This window comes from Bradyrhizobium sp. YCK136, assembly GCF_044570075.1.
In the GTDB taxonomy this organism is placed as follows: domain Bacteria; phylum Pseudomonadota; class Alphaproteobacteria; order Rhizobiales; family Xanthobacteraceae; genus Bradyrhizobium; species Bradyrhizobium diazoefficiens.
Window position 1 is genome coordinate 9,222,931 of sequence record NZ_CP172424.1, and the last position, 24,303, is coordinate 9,247,233.

24 protein-coding genes are annotated in these 24,303 nt (G+C 66.0%); 12 read left to right on the plus strand and 12 right to left on the minus strand.

Annotated elements, in window-relative coordinates; all coding sequences use genetic code 11:
• Positions 1-28: 28 nt before the first annotated feature.
• Positions 29-892: a LysR family transcriptional regulator gene (locus tag ACFLEY_RS44670; protein ID WP_028172817.1), complete on the plus strand. Its 864-nt coding sequence runs from the start codon at positions 29-31 to the stop codon at positions 890-892.
• A 211-nt stretch (positions 893-1,103) separates the two neighbouring features.
• Here ACFLEY_RS44670 and pdeM read toward each other — a convergent pair whose 3' ends face one another.
• The 4 genes from pdeM to ACFLEY_RS44690 form a co-directional block, all read right to left on the minus strand.
• Positions 1,104-1,775 (minus strand): ligase-associated DNA damage response endonuclease PdeM, encoded by a 672-nt coding sequence (gene pdeM / locus ACFLEY_RS44675; RefSeq protein WP_060909368.1) that lies wholly within the window; start codon positions 1,773-1,775, stop codon positions 1,104-1,106.
• Between the two features lie 53 nt (positions 1,776-1,828).
• Positions 1,829-4,504 carry a ligase-associated DNA damage response DEXH box helicase gene (locus ACFLEY_RS44680; RefSeq protein WP_211433643.1) on the minus strand — a complete coding sequence of 892 codons (2,676 nt, stop codon included), beginning with the start codon at positions 4,502-4,504 and terminating at the stop codon, positions 1,829-1,831.
• Between the two features lie 180 nt (positions 4,505-4,684).
• On the minus strand, positions 4,685-5,914 hold the full coding sequence (locus ACFLEY_RS44685) for an ABC transporter substrate-binding protein (protein ID WP_060909370.1): 1,230 nt from the start codon (positions 5,912-5,914) through the stop codon (positions 4,685-4,687).
• A 116-nt stretch (positions 5,915-6,030) separates the two neighbouring features.
• On the minus strand, positions 6,031-6,957 hold the full coding sequence (locus tag ACFLEY_RS44690; RefSeq protein ID WP_396604447.1) for a methyltransferase domain-containing protein: 927 nt from the start codon (positions 6,955-6,957) through the stop codon (positions 6,031-6,033).
• A gap of 59 nt (positions 6,958-7,016) precedes the next feature.
• Between ACFLEY_RS44690 and ACFLEY_RS44695 the strand changes: the two genes are divergently transcribed.
• From ACFLEY_RS44695 to ACFLEY_RS44715, 5 genes are all read left to right on the plus strand, one after another.
• Complete coding sequence (locus ACFLEY_RS44695) at positions 7,017-8,054, plus strand: ligase-associated DNA damage response exonuclease (protein ID WP_060909372.1); 1,038 nt, start codon at positions 7,017-7,019, stop codon at positions 8,052-8,054.
• On the plus strand, positions 8,051-9,928 hold the full coding sequence (locus ACFLEY_RS44700; protein ID WP_211433642.1) for an ATP-dependent DNA ligase: 1,878 nt from the start codon (positions 8,051-8,053) through the stop codon (positions 9,926-9,928). The genes ACFLEY_RS44695 and ACFLEY_RS44700 overlap by 4 nt, the downstream gene beginning before the upstream one ends.
• A gap of 331 nt (positions 9,929-10,259) precedes the next feature.
• Positions 10,260-10,562, plus strand: coding sequence for a DUF6460 domain-containing protein (locus ACFLEY_RS44705; RefSeq protein ID WP_028172810.1), 303 nt, complete (start codon positions 10,260-10,262; stop codon positions 10,560-10,562).
• A 31-nt stretch (positions 10,563-10,593) separates the two neighbouring features.
• Positions 10,594-11,328 (plus strand): MBL fold metallo-hydrolase, encoded by a 735-nt coding sequence (locus ACFLEY_RS44710; protein WP_060909373.1) that lies wholly within the window; start codon positions 10,594-10,596, stop codon positions 11,326-11,328.
• A 1-nt stretch (position 11,329) separates the two neighbouring features.
• Positions 11,330-12,655 (plus strand): MATE family efflux transporter, encoded by a 1,326-nt coding sequence (locus tag ACFLEY_RS44715; protein ID WP_060909374.1) that lies wholly within the window; start codon positions 11,330-11,332, stop codon positions 12,653-12,655.
• A 75-nt stretch (positions 12,656-12,730) separates the two neighbouring features.
• Here ACFLEY_RS44715 and ACFLEY_RS44720 read toward each other — a convergent pair whose 3' ends face one another.
• Together ACFLEY_RS44720 and ACFLEY_RS44725 are read right to left on the minus strand one after the other, a co-directional pair.
• The gene (locus ACFLEY_RS44720) at positions 12,731-13,828 is read right to left on the minus strand and encodes a quinone-dependent dihydroorotate dehydrogenase (RefSeq protein WP_011083959.1); all 1,098 of its coding nucleotides are present in this window, start codon (positions 13,826-13,828) and stop codon (positions 12,731-12,733) included.
• Positions 13,825-14,172: a DUF952 domain-containing protein gene (locus ACFLEY_RS44725; protein WP_060909375.1), complete on the minus strand. Its 348-nt coding sequence runs from the start codon at positions 14,170-14,172 to the stop codon at positions 13,825-13,827. The genes ACFLEY_RS44720 and ACFLEY_RS44725 overlap by 4 nt, the downstream gene beginning before the upstream one ends.
• Positions 14,173-14,475: 303 nt before the next feature.
• Here ACFLEY_RS44725 and ACFLEY_RS44730 point away from each other — a divergent pair, with 303 nt between their 5' ends.
• Both ACFLEY_RS44730 and ACFLEY_RS44735 read left to right on the plus strand, forming a co-directional pair.
• Positions 14,476-15,129: a helix-turn-helix transcriptional regulator gene (locus ACFLEY_RS44730; protein WP_028172807.1), complete on the plus strand. Its 654-nt coding sequence runs from the start codon at positions 14,476-14,478 to the stop codon at positions 15,127-15,129.
• Between the two features lie 88 nt (positions 15,130-15,217).
• Positions 15,218-15,970, plus strand: coding sequence for a carbonic anhydrase (locus tag ACFLEY_RS44735; RefSeq protein WP_396604448.1), 753 nt, complete (start codon positions 15,218-15,220; stop codon positions 15,968-15,970).
• On the opposite strand, the gene ACFLEY_RS44740 is transcribed toward ACFLEY_RS44735, so the two are convergent.
• Positions 15,949-16,305 (minus strand): antibiotic biosynthesis monooxygenase, encoded by a 357-nt coding sequence (locus tag ACFLEY_RS44740; RefSeq protein WP_060909376.1) that lies wholly within the window; start codon positions 16,303-16,305, stop codon positions 15,949-15,951. The two genes, ACFLEY_RS44735 and ACFLEY_RS44740, sit on opposite strands and share 22 nt — an antisense overlap.
• Positions 16,306-16,459: 154 nt before the next feature.
• Between ACFLEY_RS44740 and ACFLEY_RS44745 the strand changes: the two genes are divergently transcribed.
• From ACFLEY_RS44745 to ACFLEY_RS44755, 3 genes are all read left to right on the plus strand, one after another.
• Complete coding sequence (locus tag ACFLEY_RS44745; protein WP_171901155.1) at positions 16,460-16,990, plus strand: AraC family ligand binding domain-containing protein; 531 nt, start codon at positions 16,460-16,462, stop codon at positions 16,988-16,990.
• On the plus strand, positions 16,978-17,289 hold the full coding sequence (locus ACFLEY_RS44750) for a helix-turn-helix domain-containing protein (protein WP_171901156.1): 312 nt from the start codon (positions 16,978-16,980) through the stop codon (positions 17,287-17,289). Before ACFLEY_RS44745 ends, ACFLEY_RS44750 begins: the two co-directional genes overlap by 13 nt.
• A gap of 109 nt (positions 17,290-17,398) precedes the next feature.
• Positions 17,399-17,884 (plus strand): cupin domain-containing protein, encoded by a 486-nt coding sequence (locus ACFLEY_RS44755; RefSeq protein ID WP_060909377.1) that lies wholly within the window; start codon positions 17,399-17,401, stop codon positions 17,882-17,884.
• A 21-nt stretch (positions 17,885-17,905) separates the two neighbouring features.
• Here the strand turns inward: ACFLEY_RS44755 and ACFLEY_RS44760 are convergent, their stop codons facing one another.
• From ACFLEY_RS44760 to ACFLEY_RS44780, 5 genes are all read right to left on the minus strand, one after another.
• A complete protein-coding gene (locus tag ACFLEY_RS44760; RefSeq protein WP_060909378.1) occupies positions 17,906-19,549 on the minus strand; it encodes a lysine--tRNA ligase in 1,644 nt (547 codons plus the stop codon).
• Between the two features lie 149 nt (positions 19,550-19,698).
• Entirely contained in the window at positions 19,699-20,634 is a 936-nt protein-coding gene (locus ACFLEY_RS44765; RefSeq protein WP_060909379.1) for a transporter substrate-binding domain-containing protein, read from the minus strand.
• Positions 20,635-20,935: 301 nt separating this feature from the next.
• Positions 20,936-21,526, minus strand: a complete 591-nt coding sequence (locus ACFLEY_RS44770) for an SCO family protein (protein WP_011083950.1) — start codon at positions 21,524-21,526, stop codon at positions 20,936-20,938.
• A 24-nt stretch (positions 21,527-21,550) separates the two neighbouring features.
• Positions 21,551-21,745 carry a hypothetical protein gene (locus ACFLEY_RS44775; protein WP_060909380.1) on the minus strand — a complete coding sequence of 65 codons (195 nt, stop codon included), beginning with the start codon at positions 21,743-21,745 and terminating at the stop codon, positions 21,551-21,553.
• 110 nt (positions 21,746-21,855) lie between these two features.
• Complete coding sequence (locus ACFLEY_RS44780) at positions 21,856-22,377, minus strand: hypothetical protein (protein ID WP_028172800.1); 522 nt, start codon at positions 22,375-22,377, stop codon at positions 21,856-21,858.
• Between the two features lie 265 nt (positions 22,378-22,642).
• On the opposite strand from ACFLEY_RS44780, the gene ACFLEY_RS44785 reads away from it, so the two are divergent.
• Positions 22,643-24,301, plus strand: a complete 1,659-nt coding sequence (locus tag ACFLEY_RS44785; protein ID WP_060909381.1) for an FAD-binding dehydrogenase — start codon at positions 22,643-22,645, stop codon at positions 24,299-24,301.
• The last annotated feature ends 2 nt before the right edge of the window (positions 24,302-24,303 follow it).

Sequence of the window (24,303 nt, forward strand, 5' to 3'; positions counted from 1 at the left end):
ATCAGTGGATTTTCGAATGGAGGCGCCCATGCTCGATCTCGAGCTTCTGCGCAGCTTCGTCTCGGTCGTCGAGGCCGGTGGCTTCACCCGCGCCGGCGAGCGCGTCCACCGCACGCAATCGACCGTCAGCCAGCAGATCAAGCGGCTGGAGGAGGATGTCGGCCAGGTGCTCCTGCACCGCGACGGCAAGGACGTGCGTCCCACCGAAGCCGGCGAGCGGTTGCTGTCCTACGCCCGGCGGCTGCTGTCGCTTGCGGAGGAGGCGCGCGACGTGCTGAGCCAGCCCGACAGCGAAGGCGCGATCCGGCTCGGCATTCCCGAGGATTTTGCGGCCTATCGCCTGGCGAAATTGCTGGCGACGTTCTCGCGCTCGCATCCCGGCCTGCGGCTCGACGTCCGCGCCGACCAGAGCAAGAACCTCGCCCGCGATCTCGAACGCGGCGAGCTTGATCTGGCGCTTTACAAGCGCGAGGCCGGCGAGAAGGGCGCGATCGCGGTGTGGCCGGAGCGGGTGCACTGGGTCACCAGCAAGAGCCATCCGATCGACGCGGGCGCGCCGTCGGTGCCGCTGATCGGCTTTCCGCTGGGCTGCCTCTATCGCGCCGGCGCCATCCACGCGCTGGAGAGCGCGGGCCGCACCTGGCACATGGCCTACACGTCATCGAGCCTCGCCGGCATCCAGGCCGCGGTCGCCGCCGGCATGGGGCTGAGCATCCTGTCCGAGATGTCGATCCAGGCCGATCATCGCGTGCTGACCGCGAAGGACGGCTTTGCGCCAATCAACAAGACCGAGGTGGCGCTGATGGCTGCGCCGGATGCGAGCCCGGCAACGCTGCGGCTCGCGGATCGACTCGCGGAGTTCTGCGATAACGTGCAGGCGAAGGCGGCCTAGTCGCCACGAGGTCGGTCTGTTCCCTCCCCCCTTGTGGGGGAGGGTTAGGGAGAGGGGTTCACACGGGGACTCTCTCGATTCAAAGCGACATTTTGCGCACTCGCCTAACACGCACCTTTTCCCGGGCTACCCCCCTCCCCTACCCTCCCCCACAAGGGGGGAGGGAGCACAATGGTGCGCGTGGCAGGCAGCGTGTGTTCAGTACGCTCGCTCAATAACACCGCGACGCGGCGATGGCGTGGACGCGGCGGTCGCCGAGCAGATGGGCGACAAAACCGTTCTTCGGGAAGATCTTTGCAAACGCCGCGTCGCGGACGCTGAGGCCGCCGGCATAGGCGCCGAAGGCGGGCATCACGGCGCGCATCCCGTCGCTGGCGAAGCAGCGGCGCTCCATCGAACGGCCGCGCGCGGAGATTCGGGCCTTGGGATGGAGATGGCCGGCGATCTCGCCATGCGCGCCGGTCGGCTCGTGGCGGAACGTGATCGGGCCGATCGCGACCTCGTCGGCGACGGTGCCGCCGAGATCGCGCGGCAGCATCGGATCGTGGTTGCCGGAGATCCAGATCCAGTCGCGACCGGATTGGAGTCCGGCGACGGCGTCGCGATCCTCCGCGGAGAGTCGCTCATGCGCGGTGCGATCGTGAAAACTGTCGCCAAGCGCGATGACGGTGCGCGGATCATGGCGGGAGATGACAGCAGCGAGCCGGCCGAGTGTCGCGATCGTATCGTAAGGCGGCAGCAGCACGCCGCGGCTGGCGAAGCTCGAGCCTTTTTCGAGATGCAGGTCGGAGACGACGAGCAGGCGCTGCTCTTCCCAGAACAGGGCGCCGGAGAGATCGGCGGCGAACGTCACATCGCTGATGGTGACTCTGGAAACGCGCATGTCCTCGACATCTCCTGAAACCAGCGCGCCTGCCGTCACGTCAAAACCTGCTCTTATCCCATCGCCTCTTTGACCAGCTCGTCGGCGGCCTCGGCCAACAGCTCGTCTGCTGCTTCGCCATAGACTGACTCGCGGCCGATTTCCAGCATCACGGGGACCGCGAGCGGGGAGACGTGGTCGAGTTCCCGGTGGGTGATGCGGCCCTGGATGCGGGCCAGCATGCCGCCGAGACGGCGCAGGTCGAGCAGCCCGGTGGCGGCATCGGCGCGGGCGGCGCGCAAGAGGACGTGATCGGCCTGATGCTTGCGCAGGACGTCGTAGACGAGATCGGTCGAGAACAGCACCTGGCGGCGGCTCTTGTCCTCATTGGTGAAGCGGCGCTCGATCAGGCCTGATATCAGCGCGCAGTTGCGGAAGGTGCGCTTCATCAGCGCGGATTCGGCGAGCCATGCTTCGAGATCGTCCCCGAGCATGTCGGGGTTGAACAGCGCGTCGAGATTGAGCTCACCGTTGCGGACCATGAAGGAGGCGTCGCCCAGCCCCCAGATCGCCACCGCATATTCATTGGCGACAAAGCCGAGCGGCCGGGCGCGGGCACGCTCCAGACGACGCGTCAAGAGCATGCCGAGCGTCTGGTGTGCGAGGCGCCCTTCGAAGGGATAGCAGATCAGATAATGCTTGTTACCGCGTGGAAAGATCTCGACCAGAAGCTCGCGGACACCCGGTACGCGCGAGACGTCCTTCTGCAACGACAGCCAGTCGCGCACCTGCTCCGGCAGACCGTTCCATGCGCGCCTGTCGTCGAGCAGGCGGCGCACACGCTCCGCCAGATAGGTCGAGAGCGGGAACTTGCCGCCCATATAGGACGGCACCTTCGGATCCTTGTCGTTGGCGCGGGAAACATAGACCTGATCCTCGGCGAGCGCCTCGTAGCGCACGACCTCGCCGCCGAACACAAAGGTGTCGCCGGCGGTCAGCCCCTCGATAAAATATTCCTCGATCTCGCCGAGCACGCGGCCGCCGCGCGCGATGGCGCCGGTCGAACCGCTGCCGGTGGAGCGGGAACGCACCAGACGCACCTTCAGCATCGGCTCCTCGACGATGGTGCCGACATTGAGACGGTAGCTCTGCCGCACCTTGGGATTGGCGACGCGCCAGCGCCCCTGCTTGTCCTGCCTGATGCGGGCGAAGCGCTCGTAGGTCTTCAGCGCGTAGCCGCCGGAGGCGACGAAATCGACGACATCGTCGAAATCCCGCCGCGCGAGACCGGCGTAAGGCGCGGCAGTGCGCACCTCGTCATAGAGCTCGTCGGAGAGAAACGGCTCGCCGCAGGCGCAGCCGAGCACATGCTGGGCCAGCACGTCGAGCGCGCCGGTGCGCAGCGGCGGCGTGTCCTGCGCATTCTCGGCGATGGCATCGATCGCGACACGGCACTCCAGCACCTCGAAACGGTTGGCCGGCACCAGCACCGCGCGCGAGGCCTCGTCGAGGCGGTGATTGGCGCGGCCGATGCGTTGCATCAGGCGCGAGGAGCCCTTGGGCGCGCCGATATTGACGACGAGATCGACGTCGCCCCAGTCGACGCCGAGGTCGAGCGAGGAGGTGCAGACCACGGCGCGCAGCTTACCTGCCGACATCGCGTCCTCGACCTTGCGGCGCTGGGCGACGTCGAGCGAGCCGTGATGCAGCGCGATCGCGAGCCCGTCGTCGTTCATGCGCCAGAGATCCTGGAACAACATCTCCGCCTGGCTGCGGGTGTTGACGAAGACCAGCGTGGTCTTGTTCGCCTTGATCAGCTCATAGACCTCGCTGAGCGCGTGACGCGCGCCGTGGCCGGCCCAGGGCAGCCGCTCGCGCGTATCGAGCATCTCGACCAGCGGCGGCGCGGCACCGCCGGCGATCACGATGTCGGCGGCCACTTCGTTGCCATCAGGCTGCGGCACCAGGAAGCGCGCGAGCTGATGAGGCTCGGCCACGGTCGCCGACAATCCGATCGCGCGGATCTGCGGCGCCAGCCGCCACAACCGCGCCAGCCCGAGCGAGAGCAGATCGCCGCGCTTGGACGTCACCAGCGCGTGCAGCTCGTCCAGCACGATGCGCTTCAAGGAGGAGAACAGGAACGGGGCGTCGTCGGAGGAGAGCAGAAGGGCGAGCTGCTCGGGCGTCGTCAGCAGGATATCAGGCGGATAGCGCCGTTGCCGCTGCCGCCGCGACACCGGCGTGTCGCCGGTACGGGTCTCGACCTTGATCGGCAGCGCCATCTCGGCGATCGGCCGCTCCAGGTTGCGCGCGATGTCGACGGCGAGCGCCTTGAGCGGCGAGATGTAGAGCGTGTGGAGGCCAGCGCTACGCTGCACGCTGCGGCCGGTAGAGACGAGGCTGTTGTTGTCACCTCCCCCCTTGTGGGGGAGGTCGGCAGCGGCAGGCTGCCGGGAGGGGGGTAGAGCCACGAACGGTGCTTGTGGCCACCCCCCTCCCCTCCCCTCCCCCACAAGGGGGGAGGGAGAAGAGAAAGAAGACAGCTCCACCAGCGTCGGCAGAAATCCCGCCAGCGTCTTGCCGGCGCCGGTCGGCGCGATCAGCAGCGCGGAGCGGTCCTCGCGCGCCTTCTCCAGCAGCGCCAGTTGATGCGCGCGCGGCGACCAGCCGCGCGCCGCGAACCACGCCTCGAAGCGGTCGGGCAGCGGCGCGGCCGGCTCGGCCGGGATTTTGTGGATGCGGGGCGGCACGGCATCACAGGTAAGCCGTGGGGGCTGGTTCGTCGAGGGGTGGAGGGAGGTCTCGTAGGGTGGGCAAAGCGCAGCGTGCCCACCATTCGCGTATGGATACCTGGAGAGATGGTGGGCACGGCGCAAGGGCGCCTTTGCCCACCCTACGGCACCTCCCCGCAAGCGGGGAGAAGAGAACATTCACTCCGACATCGGCTTGTCGGAGATATCCCAATCCTTGCCGGTGAAGGTGGAGATGAAGAGCGTCTTCATCGGCGTGTAGTCCTCGGGCGTGTAGCTGTAGGTGACGCCGTCGAGGAAATAGGGCGAGTGGAAGCCGGCAAGAGTCGAGGCCTGCTTCAGCACGTTGGCACGCGTGAGATCATCGCCGCAGCGGCGCAGGATCTCGCCCATGGTGACGGCCTGGCCGTAGCCGGCGAAGGCGATGGTGTTGTCGGGGTCGATGGCCGGCGTGTACTTCTTGCGCAGCTCCTCGAACGCCATCACGTCGGGGTCCTTCTCCCATTTGGGCAGGCCGACCTCCTTGTTGTAGCGGATGGCGACGATGCCGGCGGCATTCTCGAGGCCCGCGGCATTGAGGATCGAACGGCCGGTCGAGCCCGCGGACAACAGTTGCAGCGGCTTCCAGCCGAGCTCGGCCACTTTCCGGATCGACTGCGACGACGCCTTGCCCGTCGAGATGTTGTAGAAGACGTCGGCGCCCGACTTCGAGAGATTGATGAGCTGGGAATCGACGGTCGGCTCGGTGAGATCGTAGGTCTGCTCCATGATCACCTGCGCGGTGCCGCCGGCGTCAGTCAGCGCCTTCTTGAAGGGACCGAGGAAGTCGCGGCCAAAATCGTCGTTCTGGTAGAGGATGCCGATCTTGGCGTTCGGCTTCACGCTGACGACATGCCGCGCCAGGATGCGTGCCTCGGTCGGATAGAGCGGCAGGCCCGCCATCGTCCATTTGAACTCTTTCGGATTGTTCCACTTCGACGCGCCGGTGTTGAGCAGCAGCTGCGGCACGCCCTTGGAGTTCAGGTATTTGTGCACGGCGGTCTGCGGCGCGGTGCCGAGCGAACCGTAGAGCGCAAGCACCTCCTCCTGCTCGACCAGGCGCCGCGTCGCCTCGACGCATTTCGGCGCGCTGTAGGCGTCTTCCATGGTGAGAAACTTGATCTTGCGCCCGTTGATGCCGCCCTTCTCGTTCAGCATCTGGAAATAGGCCTCGCCGACGCGCCCGAGCACGCCGTAGAGCGAGCCGGGGCCGGAATGCGGCACGGTCTGCCCGATCTTGATCTCGGTGTCGCTGGCGCCCGCATCGTATTTCTTCTCCGCGGCCCAGACATATGGCGCGGGCAAGGTGGATGCGGCGATGGTGGCGAGCGCGGCGGCGCTGAAATCGCGCCGCGATGGATTCTTGGTCATTATTTGTTTCTCCCTGGCGCGCGCATTGTGCTGGCATCGCAGCACGGCTCGCAAGTAGGAAGTCGTCGCTTTGCGACGCAATGACGCTCAAATCGCGGGGCGTTTAGCGCCTAGACTCAAGTTTTCTCGGCGACGACGACGAGGCCGCGCACCGGCTCGTTGTTCTCGTTGCGCGGAGAGCCCGGCTCCAGGGTGAGGAGCTTCAGTCCGGCTTGCGCAATGGCGCCGCGCACATATTCCGCCGAATGGGCATAGCGCAGGCCTTCGCCGAGAACGATGCCGCTGCCGTCATGCGTCTCCAGCGTGAAGGCAAGCACGCCGCCCGCTGCAAGCACGCGCCCGGCTTCGGTCAACACCGGCGCGAGGTCGGAGAGATAGACGAACGCGTCCGCGGCCACGACGAGGTTCGCGCATCCATCGCCCTTGCCGCGCAGGCCCTCGATCATGTCGGCGACCTCGAGCTCGGCGTAGAGATCGGTCGCGCGCGCCACCCTGATCATGCCGGGCGACAGGTCGATGCCGATGAAATGATCGACCTGCTTGGCGAAGGCGGCGGCCGCAAGCCCGGTGCCGCAACCGAGATCGATGGTGCGCTTGAAGAAAGCCGGCTTCTTCGCGGCAACGCGCGCGGCCAGCACCGCCTTGAAGATCAGCGCCGGGGCGCGATAGCCGAGATCGTTGATCAGCACGTCTTCAAAACGCGGCGCGTACTGGTCGAACAGGGCCTGCACATAAGCCTTGGGCATCTCCGTCATCTGCGCGTCGCCGAGCCGTATCAGATGCAGGCCGGCACCATGCTGATCCCCCGGATCGGACTCCCGCGATTTACGAAAGGCCGCGATGGCCTTGTCGCGCTCGCCGAGTTGCTGCCGGATCTCGCCAAGCGTGAACCAGGCCGAGGCGAAATTCGGTGCGAGCTCGATCGCCTGCTCCAGGAGATCGGCGGCTGCAGGCAGATCGCCCTTGACCTGGAGGTCGCGCGCGAACTCGAAACGGCGGTCGGCCATGAGATCGCCGGAGGACAGAAACAGGCGCAGGAGCATTGGGAACCAGGAAGCGGGTGGTGACTCGAAGATGCGGTGAGGCAGCCTATATACCAGTCATGCGCCCGCAAGACATCCTGTTGCCAGCTGCTGCCGGCCTGTGCTGCAAGCCCGGCGGCTTCCACATCGATCCCGTGCGCCCGGTCGAGCGGGCCGTGATCACCCACGGCCATTCCGACCATGCCCGCGCCGGCCATGGCGCGGTGCTGGCGACGCAGGAAACGCTCGACATGATGCGGCTGCGCTATGGCGAGAATTTCGCCGGCTCGACGCAAGCCATCCGTTACGGCGAGAAGATCCGGCTCGGCAATGTCAGCGTGAAATTCCACCCGGCCGGGCATGTGCTGGGCTCGGCGCAGATCGCGGTGACATGCAAAGACACCTGCATCGTTGCCTCCGGCGACTACAAGGACGCGCGAGATCCGACCTGCACGCCGTTCGAGCTGGTCCCCTGCGACGTCTTCATCACCGAGGCGACGTTCGGCCTGCCGGTGTTCCGGCATGGCGATGCGGCCGATGAAGTGAAGAAGCTGCTCGCCTCGGTCGCGCTGTTTCCCGAGCGCGCGCATCTCGTCGGCGCCTATTCGCTCGGCAAGGCGCAGCGCGTGATCGCGCTGCTGCGCCAGGCCGGCTATGAGGCACCGATCTATCTGCATGGCGCCATGGAGACGATCACGCATTACTACCAGAGCCGCGGGATCGCACTCGGCGATCTCAGGCCGGTGATGGGCGTGAAGAAGGCGGCGCTCGCCGGCACCATCACGCTGGCACCGCCGTCAGCGACATCAGGTATCTGGACGCGCCGTTTTCCCGATCCCGTAACCGCCTTCGCCTCAGGGTGGATGCGCGTGCGCGCCCGCGCGCGGCAGCGCGGCGTCGAATTGCCGCTCGTGATTTCCGACCACGCCGACTGGGACGGCCTCACCGCCACGATCGCGGCGACCGGCGCCGGCGAGATCTGGGTCACGCACGGCCAGGAAGACGCGCTGGTGCATTGGTGCCAATCGCGGGGCCTGCGGGCGCAGCCGCTCGATCTGGTCGGCTATGGCGACGAGGAGGAGAGCGAGACGCAGCTTCAAGACGAGGCGGAAGGATGAACCGTTTCGCCGAACTTCTGGACCGCCTCGCCTACGAGCCCGGCCGCAACAACAAGCTGCGGCTGATCACCGGCTATTTCCGCGAGGTCGGCGATCCCGATCGCGGCTACGCGCTGGCGGCACTGACCGGCGCGCTCAGCTTCAAGCACGCCAAGCCGGCGCTGATCCGCGACCTGATCGCGTCGCGCACGGATGAGGTGCTGTTCGGGTTGTCCTACGACTACGTCGGCGATCTCTCGGAGACGGTGGCGCTGATGTGGCCGAAGCGCGCGGGAGATGGCGGGCAGTCTTTTCCGGGCCACCCCTCTCCTCCGCCCTCCCCCACAAGGGGGGAGGGAGCGCAGCAGAACGCGGCTCTGTCAGCGAGCACAACAACTAATAGCGATTCCCAAAGTGATGGAGGCACGAGCCTCTCCGTCCCCTCCCCCCTTGCGGGGGAGGGGCAGGGAGGGGGGTACCGCGGGCGAGATGCCAGCGATGCGCTCCACCCAAGCAACCACAACAACCCGCCGCCGCCGACCCTCACCGAAGTCGTCACCACGCTCCGCACCCTCGGCAAGACCGAACTGCCGAAGCAACTTGAACGCTGGCTCGACGAGCTCGATGAGACCGGCCGCTGGGCGCTGCTCAAGCTCGTCACCGGCGCGCTTCGCATCGGCATTTCCGCACGCCTCGCAAAGACCGCCGCGGCGGCGCTCGGCGACAAGGACCCGCATGAGGTCGAGCTGATCTGGCCGGGGCTCGCGCCACCCTATCTCGACCTGTTCGCCTGGCTGGAAGGCCGCGGCGAAAAGCCGGTCAATCGCGATCCCGCGCCGTTCCGCCCGGTGATGCTCGCGCATGCGATCGACGATACCGATTTCGTCGCGCTCGATCCCGCCGACTACATCGCCGAATGGAAATGGGACGGCATCCGCGTGCAGGCGGTTGCGGGCCGCGACGACCGCGGCCACGTCACTGCCCGGCTCTATTCGCGCACCGGCGAGGACATCACGGGGAGCTTTCCGGATCTCGTGCCATCGCTGCGCCTGCCGGGCGCGATCGACGGCGAGCTTCTGATCCTGCGCGAGGGCCGCGTGCAGAGCTTCAACGTTCTCCAGCAGCGGCTCAATCGCAAGGTGGTCTCGCCAAAGCTGATCAAGGAATTCCCGATCCATCTGCGCGCCTACGATTTGCTCGGCGACGATGAGAACGACCTGCGCGAGCTGCCATTCGCAGAGCGGCGCGAACGGCTGGAAACATTCGTCACTAAGCTCGGCGATCCCCGCATTGATCTGTCGCCCATCGTGCCCTTCGCGAGCTGGGAGGCGCTGACCGCCGCGCGCGCCGACCCCGCAAGTGCCGGCGCCGGCGAGGATGCCGACGCCGTCGAGGGCGTGATGCTCAAGCGGCGCGATGCGCCTTATCTGCCCGGCCGGCCGAAGGGCCAATGGTGGAAGTGGAAGCGCGACCCGCACATCATCGATGCCGTGCTGATGTACGCGCAGCGCGGCCACGGCAAGCGCTCGTCCTATTATTCCGACTACACGTTTGGCGTCTGGACCGAAGGTGAGACCGGCGACGAGCTGGTACCGGTGGGAAAGGCCTATTTCGGCTTCACCGACGAGGAACTACTCCAGATCGACCGCTTCGTCCGCCGCAACACCACGGAAAAGTTCGGCCCGGTGCGCCATGTCGTGCACGAGGGCGACAAGGGGCTGGTGCTGGAGGTCGCGTTCGAAGGGCTGCAGCGCTCGCCGCGGCACAAATCAGGCGTCGCGATGCGCTTTCCCCGCATCAGCCGACTGCGGTGGGACAAGCCGCCGCGGGAGGCCGACCGGCTGGAAACCCTGGAAAAGATGCTGAAGGCGGAGGCGGCGGAGGTTGAGGCTTGAAGCGTGCTGAGACGAGGCTCGATTGTCGACAAGGCGAAGGTGCGCCCCCTCTCCCGCTTGCGGGAGAGGGTTGGGGTGAGGGTGTCCCCTCATCGGGATTCCCCAAGAGGACAGAGCCTTCACCCGGCGCTCGGGACGATGCTTCGCATCGCCGGACGCGCCGACCTCTCCCGCAAGCGGGAGAGGTGAGCCCAGCCGCCGGCGTGCACCCAAATCGCTGGCGCGCTGCCGAAATTAAAATGCGGTAAGCTGATTGACGGCCGGTTACGGGTTCCCCATGTGCCCCGCCGTGACTTATAATCGGATCGAATCCCGCGAGGAGTTTTTTGCGATGGTCCAAGACGTCAGAGATTTGCCGGCCGGCCGCAGTGACGGCCTGAACCGCTTTCTCGGCGGCTCGCCGCTGGCGGTCGCGTTTCGCCTCGTCCTGCTCTCGATCCTGGTGGGCGTCGTGCTGGCGGCGATCGGCTTCGATCCCTGGAATATCATCTACAGCATTCGCCTCTTGTTCCAGCGGCTGTGGGATCTCGGCTTCGATGCCGTGAACTGGCTGTGGCGCTACTTCCTGCTCGGCGCGGTCATCGTGATTCCGATCTGGCTGCTGTCGCGCGTCTTCGGCGCGCCGCGCCGCTAAGTCCGGATCGAGCTCAGGGAGCCCGCAGCCGATGCAATTACGCTTTGTCGGCTGCGGCGACGCCTTCGGCTCGGGCGGCAGGCTCAACACCTGCTTCCACGTTGCGGGGCGCGAGGCCAACTTCCTGATCGACTGCGGCGCGTCGGCCCTGCCTGCGCTGAAGCGACTCGAGATCGACCGCAACGATATCGATCTGATCCTGATCACGCATTTCCACGGCGACCATTTTGCAGGCCTGCCGTTTGTCCTGCTCGACGCGCAGTTCTCGCGGCGAACGCGACCGCTGACGATCGCGGGCCCGCAAGGCATCGAGACACGGCTGCGCGAGGTGATGGAGGTTTTGTTCGAGCATTCCTCGAAGACCAAGCAGCGCTTCGAGCTCTCCGTCGTCGAGCTCGCGCCCGGGCAAAGGCGCAATTTCGGCGCGGTGACGGTGACGCCCTACCCGGTCGTGCACGGCGAATCCGGCGGCCCGTTCCTCGCCTACCGCGTCGAGACCGAGGGCCGCACGCTCGCCTACAGCGCCGACACCGAGTGGACGGAAACGCTCATTCCGCTGGCGCATGGCGCGGACCTTTTCATCGCGGAAGCCTATATGTACGAGAAGGTGGTCAAGAACCATCTCAGCCTGAAGACCTTGGAACAGCATCTGCCCGCGATCGGCGCCAAACGCCTCGTCCTCACCCATATGAGCGACGACATGCTGTCGTGGCTCGTCGATATCGAGCATCTCGCCGCCGAAGACGGCATGGTGCTCGTGTTCTGACATGCACGCGCCCGTTCCCCTCAAGATCGGCTCCCGCCAGGTCTTCGCCATCGCGGGTCCGGCGATGGTTGCGAACCTCACCACGCCGCTGATCGGAGTGGTCTCGACCACGGCGATCGGGCGGCTCGACGATGCCGCGCTGCTCGGCGGCGTGGCGATGGCCTCCGTCATCTTCGACTGCCTGTTCTGGCTGTTCGGCTTCCTGCGCATGAGCACGCTCGCCTTCACCGCGCAGGCGCTCGGCGCCGGCGAGACGCGCGAGCTGACCGCTATCCTGATGCGCGGCTTCATCGTCGCCAGCCTGATCGGGGCGGCGTTGATCGCGCTGCAACTGCCGCTGGCGGCCGTTCTGTTCGACCTGATGGGCGGCAGCGACGGCGTCACGCGCGCCGCCAAGACCTATTTCATGATCCGGATCTGGTCGTCGCCGCTGGCCTTCGCCAACTATGTCATCCTCGGCTGGCTGGTGGGGCAGGCCCGCGCCAATCCGGCCTTGCTGCTTCAGATCGTCATCAACCTCGTCAACATGGCGGCGACGATCCTGCTCGTGCTGGTCTACGACACCGGCATCGCGGGCGCGGCGATCGCCGCGCTGCTCTCGGAGGCCATCGGCTTCGTCCTCGGCGTGATCGTCTGCCGCCGCCATGCGGACGGCGGCTTTGGCGTGCCTCGCGCCACGTTGTTCGACCGGGCCAAGCTGATGCGGATGCTCGCGGTGAACTCCGACATCATGATCCGCACCGCGGCGCTGATCGCCGTGTTCCTGTTCTTCACCGCCAAGGGCGCGCGCGCCGGCGATGTCACGCTGGCCGCGAACTCCGTGCTCAACAATTTCCTGCTGGTCAGCGCCTTCTTCCTCGACGGTCTTGCGAACGCGGCCCAGCAGCTCTGCGGCAGGACCTTTGGCGCACGCGATGCAAGGGGGTTTGCGGATTCGACCCGGCTGGTGCTCGCGTGGGGGCTCGGCTTCGCGCTGGTGGTCGCGGTGCTGTTCGCGCTGTTCGGGACGGCGCTGATCAATGTCATGACCGCGAGCGAAGACGTTCGCCGGGCCGCGCGCGACTTCCTGCCCTTCATCGTGCTCGCGCCGGTGCCCGGCGTGTTCGCCTTCGGCTTCGACGGGATCTATATCGGCGCCACCTGGGCCCGCGAGATGCGCAATCTCATGCTGGCCTCGCTGGCGATCTTCCTCTTCACCTGGTGGGCGCTGCAATCCCTCGGCAATGCCGGGCTATGGTGCGCGCTGATCGCCTTCTATGTCGCACGCGGCGGCTTGCAGGGCGCGCGCTATCCGGCGCTGTACGGGGCGACGTTTCCGAAATCGTAGAACAATCGTGGCCCGGATGGAGCGGCTTTCTCTTCTCCCTCGCCCCGCTTGCGGGGAGAGGCGAAGAACGGCGCCTCACATCCCCGGCCAGTCTTCCGCCGTCAGCGTCGCAGCATCCGCGCCGACGATGTCGGAGAGCGAATCCCGGCCCGTGCGCAGCAATGTCGAGGTGAGGTCGCGCTTGATCTCCTCGACGAGGCCGAGGCCCTTGTAGACCAGCGACGAATAGAGCTGAATCAGGCTCGCGCCGGCGCGGATTTTCGTCAGCGCGGCGCCGCCGGAATCGACACCGCCGACGCCGACCAGCGGGAACGCGCCCTCGACGCGCACATAGGTCTCCGCGACCATGCGCGTCGACAGGCGGAACAGCGGCCGGCCGGACAGGCCGCCCTGCTCCTTCGCCCGCATTTCCTCGCGCAGCGTGCTCGGCCGTGCGATCGTCGTATTCGACACGATCATGCCGTCGACCCGGCGCGAGCGCGCGACCTGCACGACGTCGTCGAGCTGGGCAAGGCTCAAATCCGGCGCGATCTTCAGCAGCACCGGCGTGTCGCCGGCCTTCTGGCGCACCCGCTCGCGCGCGTCGATCACCCTTGCGAGGAGGTCGTCGAGCAGCGCGCCTTCCTGCAAGTTGCGCAGGCCCGGCGTGTTCGGCGAGGAGACGTTGATCGTGAAATAGCTCGCGACCGGCGCAAAGGCCTCGATCAGCTTGACGTAGTCCCCAACGCGGTCCGGCGAATCCTTGTTGGCGCCGACATTGACGCCGACGATGCCGCCGTGCTGCGCGCGCGCGGCGAGCCGGCGCAGCGCGACATCCGCGCCATCATTGTTGAAGCCCATGCGGTTGATGACGGCCTCGTCGCGCTCGAGCCGGAACAGCCGCGGCCGCGGATTGCCGCTTTGCGGCTTGGGCGTCACCGAGCCGATCTCGACGAAGCCGAAGCCGAGGCGCAGCAGCGCATCCGGCACCTCCGCGCTCTTGTCGAAGCCCGCGGCCATGCCGATCGGGTTGGGAAAGTTGAGCCCGAAGGCGCGCACCGCGAGCTTGGGATCGTCAGCGCGCGGCTTGACCGGCGGCAGGAAGCGCAGGCCCTGGATCGCCAGGCGATGCGCATCCTCCGGATCGAGCCAGCGCAGCACCGGCAGCGAAAGAGCATCGAAGGCGCGAATCACGGGGCAAGCTCCGGCATGTCGTGGCCGCCGTCCGAGCGCATGTTGAGGTTCACCACCGAGATGACCGCGCCGAAATCGAGCTCGCCATAGAGATGCGGAAACAGCTCGTCATTGCGCGAGCGCTCCCAGCGCAAAGCGCTGCCGAGCGCATCGCCGTCGACCTCGACCAGGAACAGCGCGCGCTGCCCGAAATAATGCTTGCGCAACGTCTCGGGAATCTGGGCGGCCGTCGAGAAATGGATGAAGCCGTCGCGCGCGTCGTCCGCGCTGCCGCGGTACACGCCCTGCCGTTCCGCCTCGCGCCAGGCCGAGGCCGGACAGATTTTGTAGATCTTGTTGACCACCTGATGTGGAGCCCTGTTTGCTCTTTGAGTCAGTTCGTTGAGTCTCTTGGGGTTTTTCGTCTCTTGCGGGTCTCAAAACCCGGCGCGACCGTAAAGGCGGCCCCTTCCGAACTCAAGACTTAGAGCCTATTCCATTCCGATGAAATCGGAATGGGCTCTAAATTCTTGTTTTGACGCGTATTCTTGACGCGAACCGGTATCCGCTTCGCTTGAAAGCGCGTCCGCCGTCGCCTCTTGCGCGAAAATCGGAAAACCGGTTGATTTGAGGACAGTTTTCCTGAGTTGCGACGGGCTGGACCTTCCATGGTCAGACAGGCCAAAGCGCAGAGGATACTAACTCACGACCAGATCTGGGTCGCGCTGGATCGGCTGGCGGCGCGCGCCGGGCTGTCTCCGTCCGGCCTCGCCAAGCGGGCAGGGCTCGACCCCACCACTTTCAACCGGTCCAAGCGTGTCACCTCGGACGGCCGCGAGCGCTGGCCCTCGACCGAATCGATCGCAAAAGCGCTGGCAGCGGCCGGCGCCTCAATCGATGTCTTTGCCGGGTTGATCAGCGACGAGACCGGCAACAGCCGCTCGGTGCCGCTGCTCGGGCTCGCACAGGCGGGCGCGAGCGGCGCTTTCGACGAGACCGGCCTTCCGTCCGGCAAGGGCTGGACCGAGCTCGCGCTTCCCACCGCCGAGGACAGCCAGACGTTTGCGCTGGAGATTGCCGGCGATGCGCTTGCCCCGACCTATCGCAACGGCGACGTCATCCTGGTCTCACCCGGCACGCCGATCCGCAAGGGGGATCGTGTCGTGGTGACGACCAAGGCGGGCGAGGTGACGGTCGCAACGTTGAAGCGCCGCACGGCCAAGGCGCTGGACTTGCTGCCGCTCGATGCCTCGCAGGCCGAGCGCACGATCGCGGCGGGTGAGCTCGCGTGGGTCGCAAGAATCGTGTGGGCGAGCCAATAAATTCAACGCGCGACGGCCATTGGACTCACCGCGCCTCTCGCCTAGGTTGCGCGCGCATCGCCGATCTAATTCATCTTGGGGGAATATGATGAATCGCCGTCACGCATTGAAGGCCCTCGCGGGTCTTGCGCTTTGTCCGGTCTGCAAGCCGGCCTTCGCCGCCGAAGGCGTGCATTGGAGCTATGAAGGCGCCGGAGCCCCTGCCAAATGGGGCGATCTCGACGCGGCCAACAAGGCCTGCGCGGTCGGCCTGCAACAATCGCCGATCGACATCGAGGCGACGATCAAGTCGCAATTGCCGATGTTGAAGCTGAATTGGGGCAAGAGCGCCGACACCATCGTCAACAACGGGCACACGATCCAGCTCAACTTCGCCGAAGGCAGCACGCTCACGCTCGGCGACGTCAAATACAAGCTGCTCCAGGTGCACTTCCACCGGCCGAGCGAGCACATGATCGGCGGCAAGAATTTTCCGATGGAGGCGCATTTCGTCCATCGCAACGATGCCGGCGGGCTCGCCGTGGTCGGCGTGCTGATGGCCGAGGGCAAGCCGAACCCGGCCTTCGGCAAGATCGTCAAGACCATGCCGGCGGCGGAAGGCCCCGCGGTGAAAGCCGACGCGAGCATCGATCCCCTCTCTATGCTGCCAACGAGGCTCAGCTACTTCCGCTATTCCGGCTCGCTGACGACGCCGCCCTGCTCGGAAGTGGTCGAATGGCTGCTGCTGACCACCCCGATCCAGGTCTCGGCCGCCGACGTCGCCGTCTTCGCAAAGCTCTATCCGATGAACGCGCGGCCGGTGCAGAAGGACAACCGGCGTTACGTGCTACGCTCGACCTGAGGCGCAGCCACGGCGCCTCGGACGTTCTGTCTGATGTCCACGACGACCTCGTAGTTGGCGGCCGTTGCATCGAAGGCCGTCAGCATGGCCTGCGCCTCAGGATCGACGACGGCCTTGTCGGGATCGGGCCCCGTGAAGGCGCGGATGCTGTCGAGGCCCTGCCACAGCGTCAGCGCCAGCACTTCGGTGCCCCCCTCCACCTCGCGGCGCAACAGCGAGGCGCCGGAAAAGCCGTCGATGGCCTCAAGGTGCGGCACCACCCGGGTTGCAAAATGATGCTGATAGAGGGCGGCCTTGTCGCGCGCGGCCGCCGCACGCCAGATGCGAGCGATCATCGTTCTCTCCGAAGCCTGCAAGGCGGAGTCTCGGGGAACACCCCCGGCGCCGTATTGGCTGAAATTGCGGCAACGCTCCCATCCCGATTTTGCCTCTCGTCCAGGACCGCCCGTCGCGTCATGATGTGCGAGAGACGGAGCACACGGACCGACGATGGCGCGCCGGCACACTGGCAACCACACGAGCTATTGGCACAGCCGGCGGATTCCCGGCATGAGCCTGCTGCGCGCCGATTTCCGTCACCACGACTACGGTTCGCACACCCATGATGCCTATGTGATCGCGGTAACGGAGTCCGGCGGCGCCGAAATCCGCAACCGCAATGTCGTGCGAAAGGTCGGCGCCGCCACGCTGTTCGTCTCCAATCCGGACGAGCGGCAGTCGGCCCGGATGGGCGATAGCGGACGATGGCGCTATCGCGCCTTCTATCTCGCCCAGCCTGCAATCGGCGACCTCGCGCGGCGCTTCGGCACGGACCCCCTGCCCCACCTCCAGGAGAGCATGCTCGACGACGGCGATCTGATCGGGCGCTTCGACCGGTTGCACCGGGTGCTGGAAACCGAACAGGACGACCTTTTGGCCGACGAGCTGGTCGCCGATGCCTTCGGCCGTCTGTTCGAGCGCTATGGTGACGGACGCCGCAGCAAGATCCTGCCGGCCGCGACGCCGTCGTGTCGCGGTTGATCGCCCTGATGCGGGAGCGCCATGCCGAAAATCTGAGCCTGGACCAGCTTGCCGGCCTCGCAGGCCTCACCAGTTTCCAGCTGATCGGGCTGTTCAAGCGCACGGTTGGCCTCACCCCGCACGCCTATCTCGTCCACATCAGGCTCAACGCGGCCTGCCATTTCTTGAGGCGTGGCCATTCGCTGGCCGACAGCGCGCTGGCGGCGGGATTCTGCGACCAGGCCGCGCTCAACAAGCATTTCAGGCGCTGCTACGGCATCACGCCCTTGCAGTTTGCGCAGGCCGTGCGAGCGGGCTGACGCCGCAATTTCAGCCAATACTGCCGGGGAACACGCGCCCTACTGCGATGCTGCGGAGGTTCTGCGCGGCGGGCGCCGTGCCGATTCCCGGCCTGACCGAGAAAGCGAAATGACCACACCATCGGAACCGAGACTCCCCGCATTCGATCCGGAGGACGTCGGCGAGAGCAATTTCACCGGCTATCCGCAGCTGCACCGCGCCGCGAACCAGATGCGCTACAACCGCCGGCTCGGCGAGCATGCGGGGCTGAAGAATTTCGGCGTCAACCTGACCCGGATCATTCCGGGCGGGCAATCCTCGTTCCGTCACGCGCATTCGCGCCAGGACGAGTTCGTCTTCGTGATCGAGGGCGAAGTGGTGCTCGAGACCGATTCCGGCGCGCAGGTGCTGACGACGGGTATGTGCGCCGGCTTCCCCGCCGGCAGCGGCGATGCGCACCGCTTCGTCAATCGCACCACGCGCGACGTCAGGCTGCTCGTGATCGGCGATCGCACGCCGAACGACGTGATCAGCTATCCCGACGTCGACATGCACGCCGTGCTCGGGCCGGATGGCGTCTACAAATTCACGACCAAGGCGGGCGAGCCGCTTTAGGGCCGCGCCTCGCTACCTGCCTCACGCGCTCCGCGCCAGCGCGCCGTCGATCATGTTGACCGCGTTCTGCACACCGTACACCGCAACGAAGGAGCCGAAGCGCGGGCCCTTCTCCTGGCCGAGCAGCACCTGGTAGAGCATGTTGAACCAGTCGAGCGTCACGCCCGGACGGCCGTCCTTGCCCTTCTTGACCTGGTCGAGGAACGGCTCGCGGCGACCGATCTCGTAGACGACGTTCTGGATGTCCTCGGCCGAGGATTCCTGCGGAAGCTGCGACAGCGCATCGCGCAGATCCTGCAGCGCGGCGCGCTCGGTCTCGGTCGGCACGCGGAACTGCTTCGTCGGCGCCACGAAATCGCGGTAATAGTTGATGGCGTAGCCGACCATCGCATCGAGCTTGGGATGCGTCTGCGGGCTCACGCCGGGGCGATAGCGGCCGATGAAGCCCCACAGCGTCTCGGCATTCTCCGCATTCGACGACGACACCAGCGTCAAGAGGAGCTGGAAGGTGACGGGCATGTCGCCCTTCGGCGGATGGCCGTTGTGGATGTGCCAGACCGGATTGCCGAGCTGCTGCTTGCCATCCTGCTTCGCAAAGCCGTCGATGAACTGCTGGTAGTCGTCGACGTTGCGCGGGATGACGTCGAAATAGAGCCGCTTGGCCGCCTTCGGCTCGCGATACATGAACAGCGACAGCGATTCCGGCGAGGCGTAGCGCAACCATTCGTCGATGGTGAGGCCGTTGCCCTTCGACTTCGAGATCTTCTGGCCTTGCTCGTCGAGGAAGAGCTCGTAGTTGAAGCCTTCGGGCGGCGTGGCGCCGAGCGCCCGGGCGATCGCGCCCGAGAGCTTCACGGAATCGATCAGGTCCTTGCCGGCCATCTCGTAGTCGACGCCGAGCGCAACCCAGCGCATCGCCCAGTCGGCCTTCCACTGGCACTTGACGTTGCCGCCGGTGACGGGCGTCTCGACTTCCTGGTTGGTATCCGGATCGACATAGGTCACCGTGCCGGCCGCGACATCGCGGCGGATCATCGGCACCTGGAGCACGATTCCGGTGGTCTTGCTGATGGGCAGGAACGGCGAATAAGTCGCGCGGCGGTCCGGCCCCAGCGTCGGCAGGATGATCGCCATGACCTTGTCGTAGGCGGCGAGCATCTTCAGCAGCGTCGCGTCGAAACGGCCGGACGTATAATAGTCGGTCGAGCTCGCGAACTCGTAGTCGAAGCCGAAATGATCGAGGAAGGCGCGCAGGCGGGCGTTGTTGTGGTGCCCGAATGACGGGTACTCGTTGGAGAACGGATCCGGCACGCGCGTCAGCGGCTTGCCGAGATGCGCAGCCAGCATTTCCTTGTTGGGGACGTTGTCGGGCACTTTCCGAAACCCGTCCATGTCGTCGGAGAAGGCGAGCAGGCGCGTCTTGATCTTGTCCTCGGTCAGCACGCGAAAGGCATGGCGCACCATCGAGGTGCGCGCGACCTCGCCGAACGTGCCGATATGCGGCAGGCCCGAGGGGCCGTAGCCGGTCTCGAACAGCACCTCGTCCTTCGGGCTTTTCTTCAGCCGCGCGACAATGGCCTTCGCCTGCTCGAACGGCCAGGCGTTGGATTGTTCGGCGAGCGCACGCAGGTCGCTCGGATTCGCGGCAAGATCGATAACGGACATCAGGGGCCTCCGGGCCGCGGAAAATAGCGATTTCCCGGCAGAATGCAAAAATGGTCTTGATCGTCATTCCGGGGCGATGCGCAGCATCGAACCCGGAATCTCGAGATTCCGGGTTCGCGCTTCGCGCGCCTCGGAATGACGATCGATGGTTAGAACGGGCTCACTGAAAAATACCGCAGCCACAGGTCGGTGTAGCGGCCTTTTTCCCAGACGCGGAACAGGGCCCAGTTCAGGGCCTGGCGCAGCACGTCGTTGCCCTTGCGCACGGCGATGCCGATGCCTTCACCGAAGAAGCGGCTCTCAACGAAGGGACCGCCGGAGAAGGCGCAGCAATCGCCCGAATCCGTGCCGTTGATCCAGAAGGCGAGCGAGATGGCGTCGCCGAAAATGAAGTCGACCTCGCCCTTGCGGAGCGCGGCGCGCATCGCGTCGTCGTTGGGATAGGGGTGCAGCTCGGCGTCGGTGAACATCGCCTTGAGATAGGCTTCATGCGCGGAGCCGCCGATCACGCCCACCTTCTTGCCCTCGAGATATTCCGGGCGGATTTCCGGCATCACCGCATCCTTGCGCGAGGCAAAGCGCGCCGGCACGCGGTAATAGGGATCGGAGAAGTCGACGCGGGCCCGGAGCTGCGGGCTCACCGCCATCGAGGCGATGATGGCATCGCCCCGGTTCGAGGTGAGCGCGTCGACCAGGGTCTCGAAGCGGCGCATCTGCACCGTGCAGGTGACCTTGATCTCCTCGCAGAGCGCGCGGGCGAGATCGACGTTGAAGCCGGCCGGATTGCCGTCGGCGCCGGTGTAGTTGAACGGCGGATAGTCGGTCTCGGTCAAAAAGCGGATCACGGTCAGGCGCGACAGGTCCGGCCGCTCCGGCCGCCGCCGCGGGCCCCAGAAGCCGGGCACGGCCTGCGGGGCCGCCTGGGGCGCGACCTGCGGGGTGACCTGGGGCGCCGCCGGAGGCTGCTTGGCCGGGGCCTGCGCCGTCGCGCCGGGCAGGCCGGCGAACAGGCAGGCGCCGACGGCCAGCCCTGTCAGCAAGCCACGGGCAGATTTGGACGATTTCGCCTGTTGCGATGGAGCCATCGGCCGGAAATGAACGAATTTCGTTGGGATCGGAGGGCCTTATAGACCATCCGCCCGGGAACGCGAGCGCCGATTGCGGTCAGGGTGAAGGTGCGCTCCCTCTCCCGCTTGCGGGAGGGGGTCGGGGAGAGGGTGTCTCCGCGGAGGGACAATCCCCGAGAGGAGAGAGCCCTCACCCGGGGCTCTGCCATAGCCGAGGCTTTGCCTCGGCGTCTTAGAGGACGGCCGCCAAAAGCGGCCTATACCTCTCCCGCAAGCGGGAGAGGTTACACCGAGGACGCGGCCCGACCGATCCACCAAACTACAGATAACGCTTTAGGTCCGCCGCGGCCTCTTCCGGCGTCCGCTTCAGGTTGAACGGCGAGACGAAGCGGCCGTCGCGGTCCATCAGATAGATCAGCGCGGTGTGGTCCATGGTGTAGTCGCCGTCCTTGGTCGGGACCTTCTTGGCGTAGACCCGGTAGGACGTGATCACCTTGGCGATCTCGGCGGGATCGCCGCTGAGGCCCTCGAGATGCGGATCGAAGCTCGACAGATAGTTCTTCATCGTCGCCGGCGTGTCCCGCTCGGGGTCGACCGAGATGAAGATGGCGTTGACCTTGTCGGCGTCCTTGCCCATCGCGCGCAGCACTTCCGAGATCTCGAACAGCGAGGTCGGGCAGACGTCGGGGCAATGGGTGTAGCCGAAGAAGATCAGGGTCGGCTTGCCCTTCAGGCTCTTGTCGGTGACGGCCTTGCCGTTCTGGTCGGTGAGCTGGAACGGGCCGCCGATCGCAGCCGGTTGCGCCACCTTGCCGACCCCGCCCATGGCCCAGAACATGATCAGCAGCCCGACGATCAGGCTTGCGGCGAAGGCGGTCGCGATCACCAGCGGGCGGGTGGCGGAGCTCATGGGCGGAAGACTTCCTGTCGGGGGTCAGAAGCAGGCAATGAAGCCGGTCCTGATCATTTCGAAGAACACCTGGGTGCCATAGTGGAACCACAGCGCCAGCGCGCCGATCACGACCAGGCCGCCGACACCTGTGCCAGCCAACAGCAGCACAGACGGCGTCCGGCCGGCAGTGGGCGAATTGTCCTGTAACGGATGGGCCGGGCGCACTGGTTGAGCCATGACAACGATCGGGGCGAAAGCCCCGGTTCCCTAGCTTTGAGATAAGCTTTAGCCCGCCTGCGGGCAAGGCGCCGCTGGCGGGCTAAAGCAAACCCGTCGTGCCGAGGATGTCAGTGCAGGAGCTGGCCCCGGGCGGACTCGAGCTGGTCCGATTGCGGGAGAGACCGGCGGGTCGGTTTGATCGCCGAGGCCTGCGCGTCCATGTAGCAGGGCTTGTACATGGCCTGAAGCTGCTTGCCCCTCAGGAAAAGCATGTGCGGGGTCAGGCCCCCGCGCTGGCTGATCCAGCGCCTCACCTGCGAGGGATACATTGCGTAAAGCATCTGGGTTGCTTCGGAATTGGTGACGGCGCGGCCATTGGCGCCGAAATCCCAGGCGGCATGGAAGCCGAGCGTCGCGCTCGAGGTCACGCAGATGCGGTCGTGCGGGATGGCGCCGAGGACGATGGTGCAGGCGGAGGCGCAGAGGCCGTCGATGATGACGGTTTCGCCGGACTGCCGCAGGTCCTGGTATTTGTCGACGTAGGTTCCGATCCGGCCGCCGCGGTCATCCGCGATGCGAACCACCGCGTGAGAAGCCCCCATGCAAGCGATGAGCACAACCGCCGCCAGCAACCCCGTCAGAAACTTCATTGTCCCCCGCCCCAGTCGAATTCGAATCTGCGTGTCAGGTGGTGATGCACGGCTAGCGTCCGTCGTAACCAAGGTTTTGTCTAGGCAGGCCGGCTGACTCAAAACAAATTCAAATCCAGTGTTGCGTCCGCGCTGCACTTGGCCGGGCTCTATCCCAAAGTGGAACAAGTTAATGATGTCTTACGCGCCACACCCTTGATCTCAGTTAGAACCGCTGGCTTCAATCCGGGCAACTACAGGGGGGAACCTATGGAGGGGGACGCGCATGGCTGAAGAGACAGACGTCATCGTTGTCGGCGCCGGACTATCGGGCCTCGTGGCCGCAACCGAGATCGCGGATGCGGGCAAGCGCGTGATCGTGGTCGACCAGGAAGGCGAGCAGTCGGTCGGTGGCCAGGCGTTCTGGTCGTTCGGCGGACTATTCCTGGTCAATTCGCCCGAGCAGCGCCGGCTCGGTATCAAGGATTCCTTCGATCTCGCGATGCAGGACTGGCTCGGAACCGCCGGCTTCGACCGCGACGAGGATCACTGGCCGCGCAAATGGGCCGAGGCCTATGTGGCCTTCGCGGCCGGCGAGAAGCGCGACTGGCTGCGCGCGATGGGACATCGCATCTTCCCCGTGGTCGGCTGGGCCGAGCGCGGCGGCTATGACGCGATGGGCCACGGCAATTCGGTGCCGCGCTTCCACGTCACCTGGGGAACCGGGCCCGGCATCGTCGAGCCGTTCGAGCGCCGCGCGCGCGAGGCGATGAAGAGCGGCCGCTTGATCTTCAAATTCCGCCACCGCGTCGACGCGTTGTCCATCACCAATGGCACGGTGGACGGCGTCAGCGGCGCCGTTCTCGCGCCCGACAATGTCGAGCGCGGCAAGAGCTCCTCGCGCAGTGTCGTCGGGGAGTTTGCACTGAAGGCGCAGGCCGTGATCGTCGCCTCCGGCGGCATCGGCGGCAATCACGAGCTGGTGCGGCAGAACTGGCCCAAGCGGCTCGGCGAGCCGCCAAAATTCATGATCTCGGGCGTGCCCGAACACGTCGACGGCCGCATGATCGGCATCACGGAGCAGGCGGGTGCGCGGCTGATCAACCGCGATCGCATGTGGCACTATGTCGAGGGCATCCAGAACTGGTCACCGATCTGGCCGCGCCACGGCATCCGCATCCTGCCGGGGCCCTCGTCCATGTGGTTCGACGCCACCGGCACGCGTTTGCCGGCGCCGCTGTTCCCCGGCTCCGACACGCTCGGCCAGCTCAAATACATCATGTCGACGGGCTATGATTATTCCTGGTTCATCCTGACCCAGAGCATCATCAAGAAGGAGTTCGCGCTGTCGGGCTCGGAGCAGAACCCTGACCTCACCGGCAAGAGCTGGCGCATGACGCTGCGCCGCGCCACCAACAAGGGCGCGCCGGCGCCGGTGGAAGCATTCAAAAGCCATGGTGTCGACTTCATCGTGCGCGACAAGATCGACGATCTCGTTACGGCGATGAACAAGCTTGCCGGCAGCGACCTCCTCAGGCTCGAGCACATCAAGATGCAGATCGAGGCGCGCGACCGCGAGATCGCCAATCCCTACGTCAAGGACGCGCAGGTGATGAACATCCACAATGCGCGCCGCTATATCGGCGACAAGCTGATCCGCACCGCCTCCCCGCATCGCATCCTCGATCCCGCACACGGACCGCTGATCGCGGTCAAGCTCAACATTCTCACCCGCAAGACGCTCGGCGGCTTCGAGACCGATCTCGACTCGCGCGTGTTCGGCAGCGAGGGCAGTATCATTCCCGGCCTCTATGCGGTCGGCGAAGCCGCGGGCTTCGGCGGCGGCGGCGTGCACGGCTATCGCTCCCTCGAAGGCACTTTCCTCGGTGGCTGCCTGTTCTCGGGCCGCAATGCGGGCCGTGCGGCGGCGAAGGCGGTAGGCTAGAT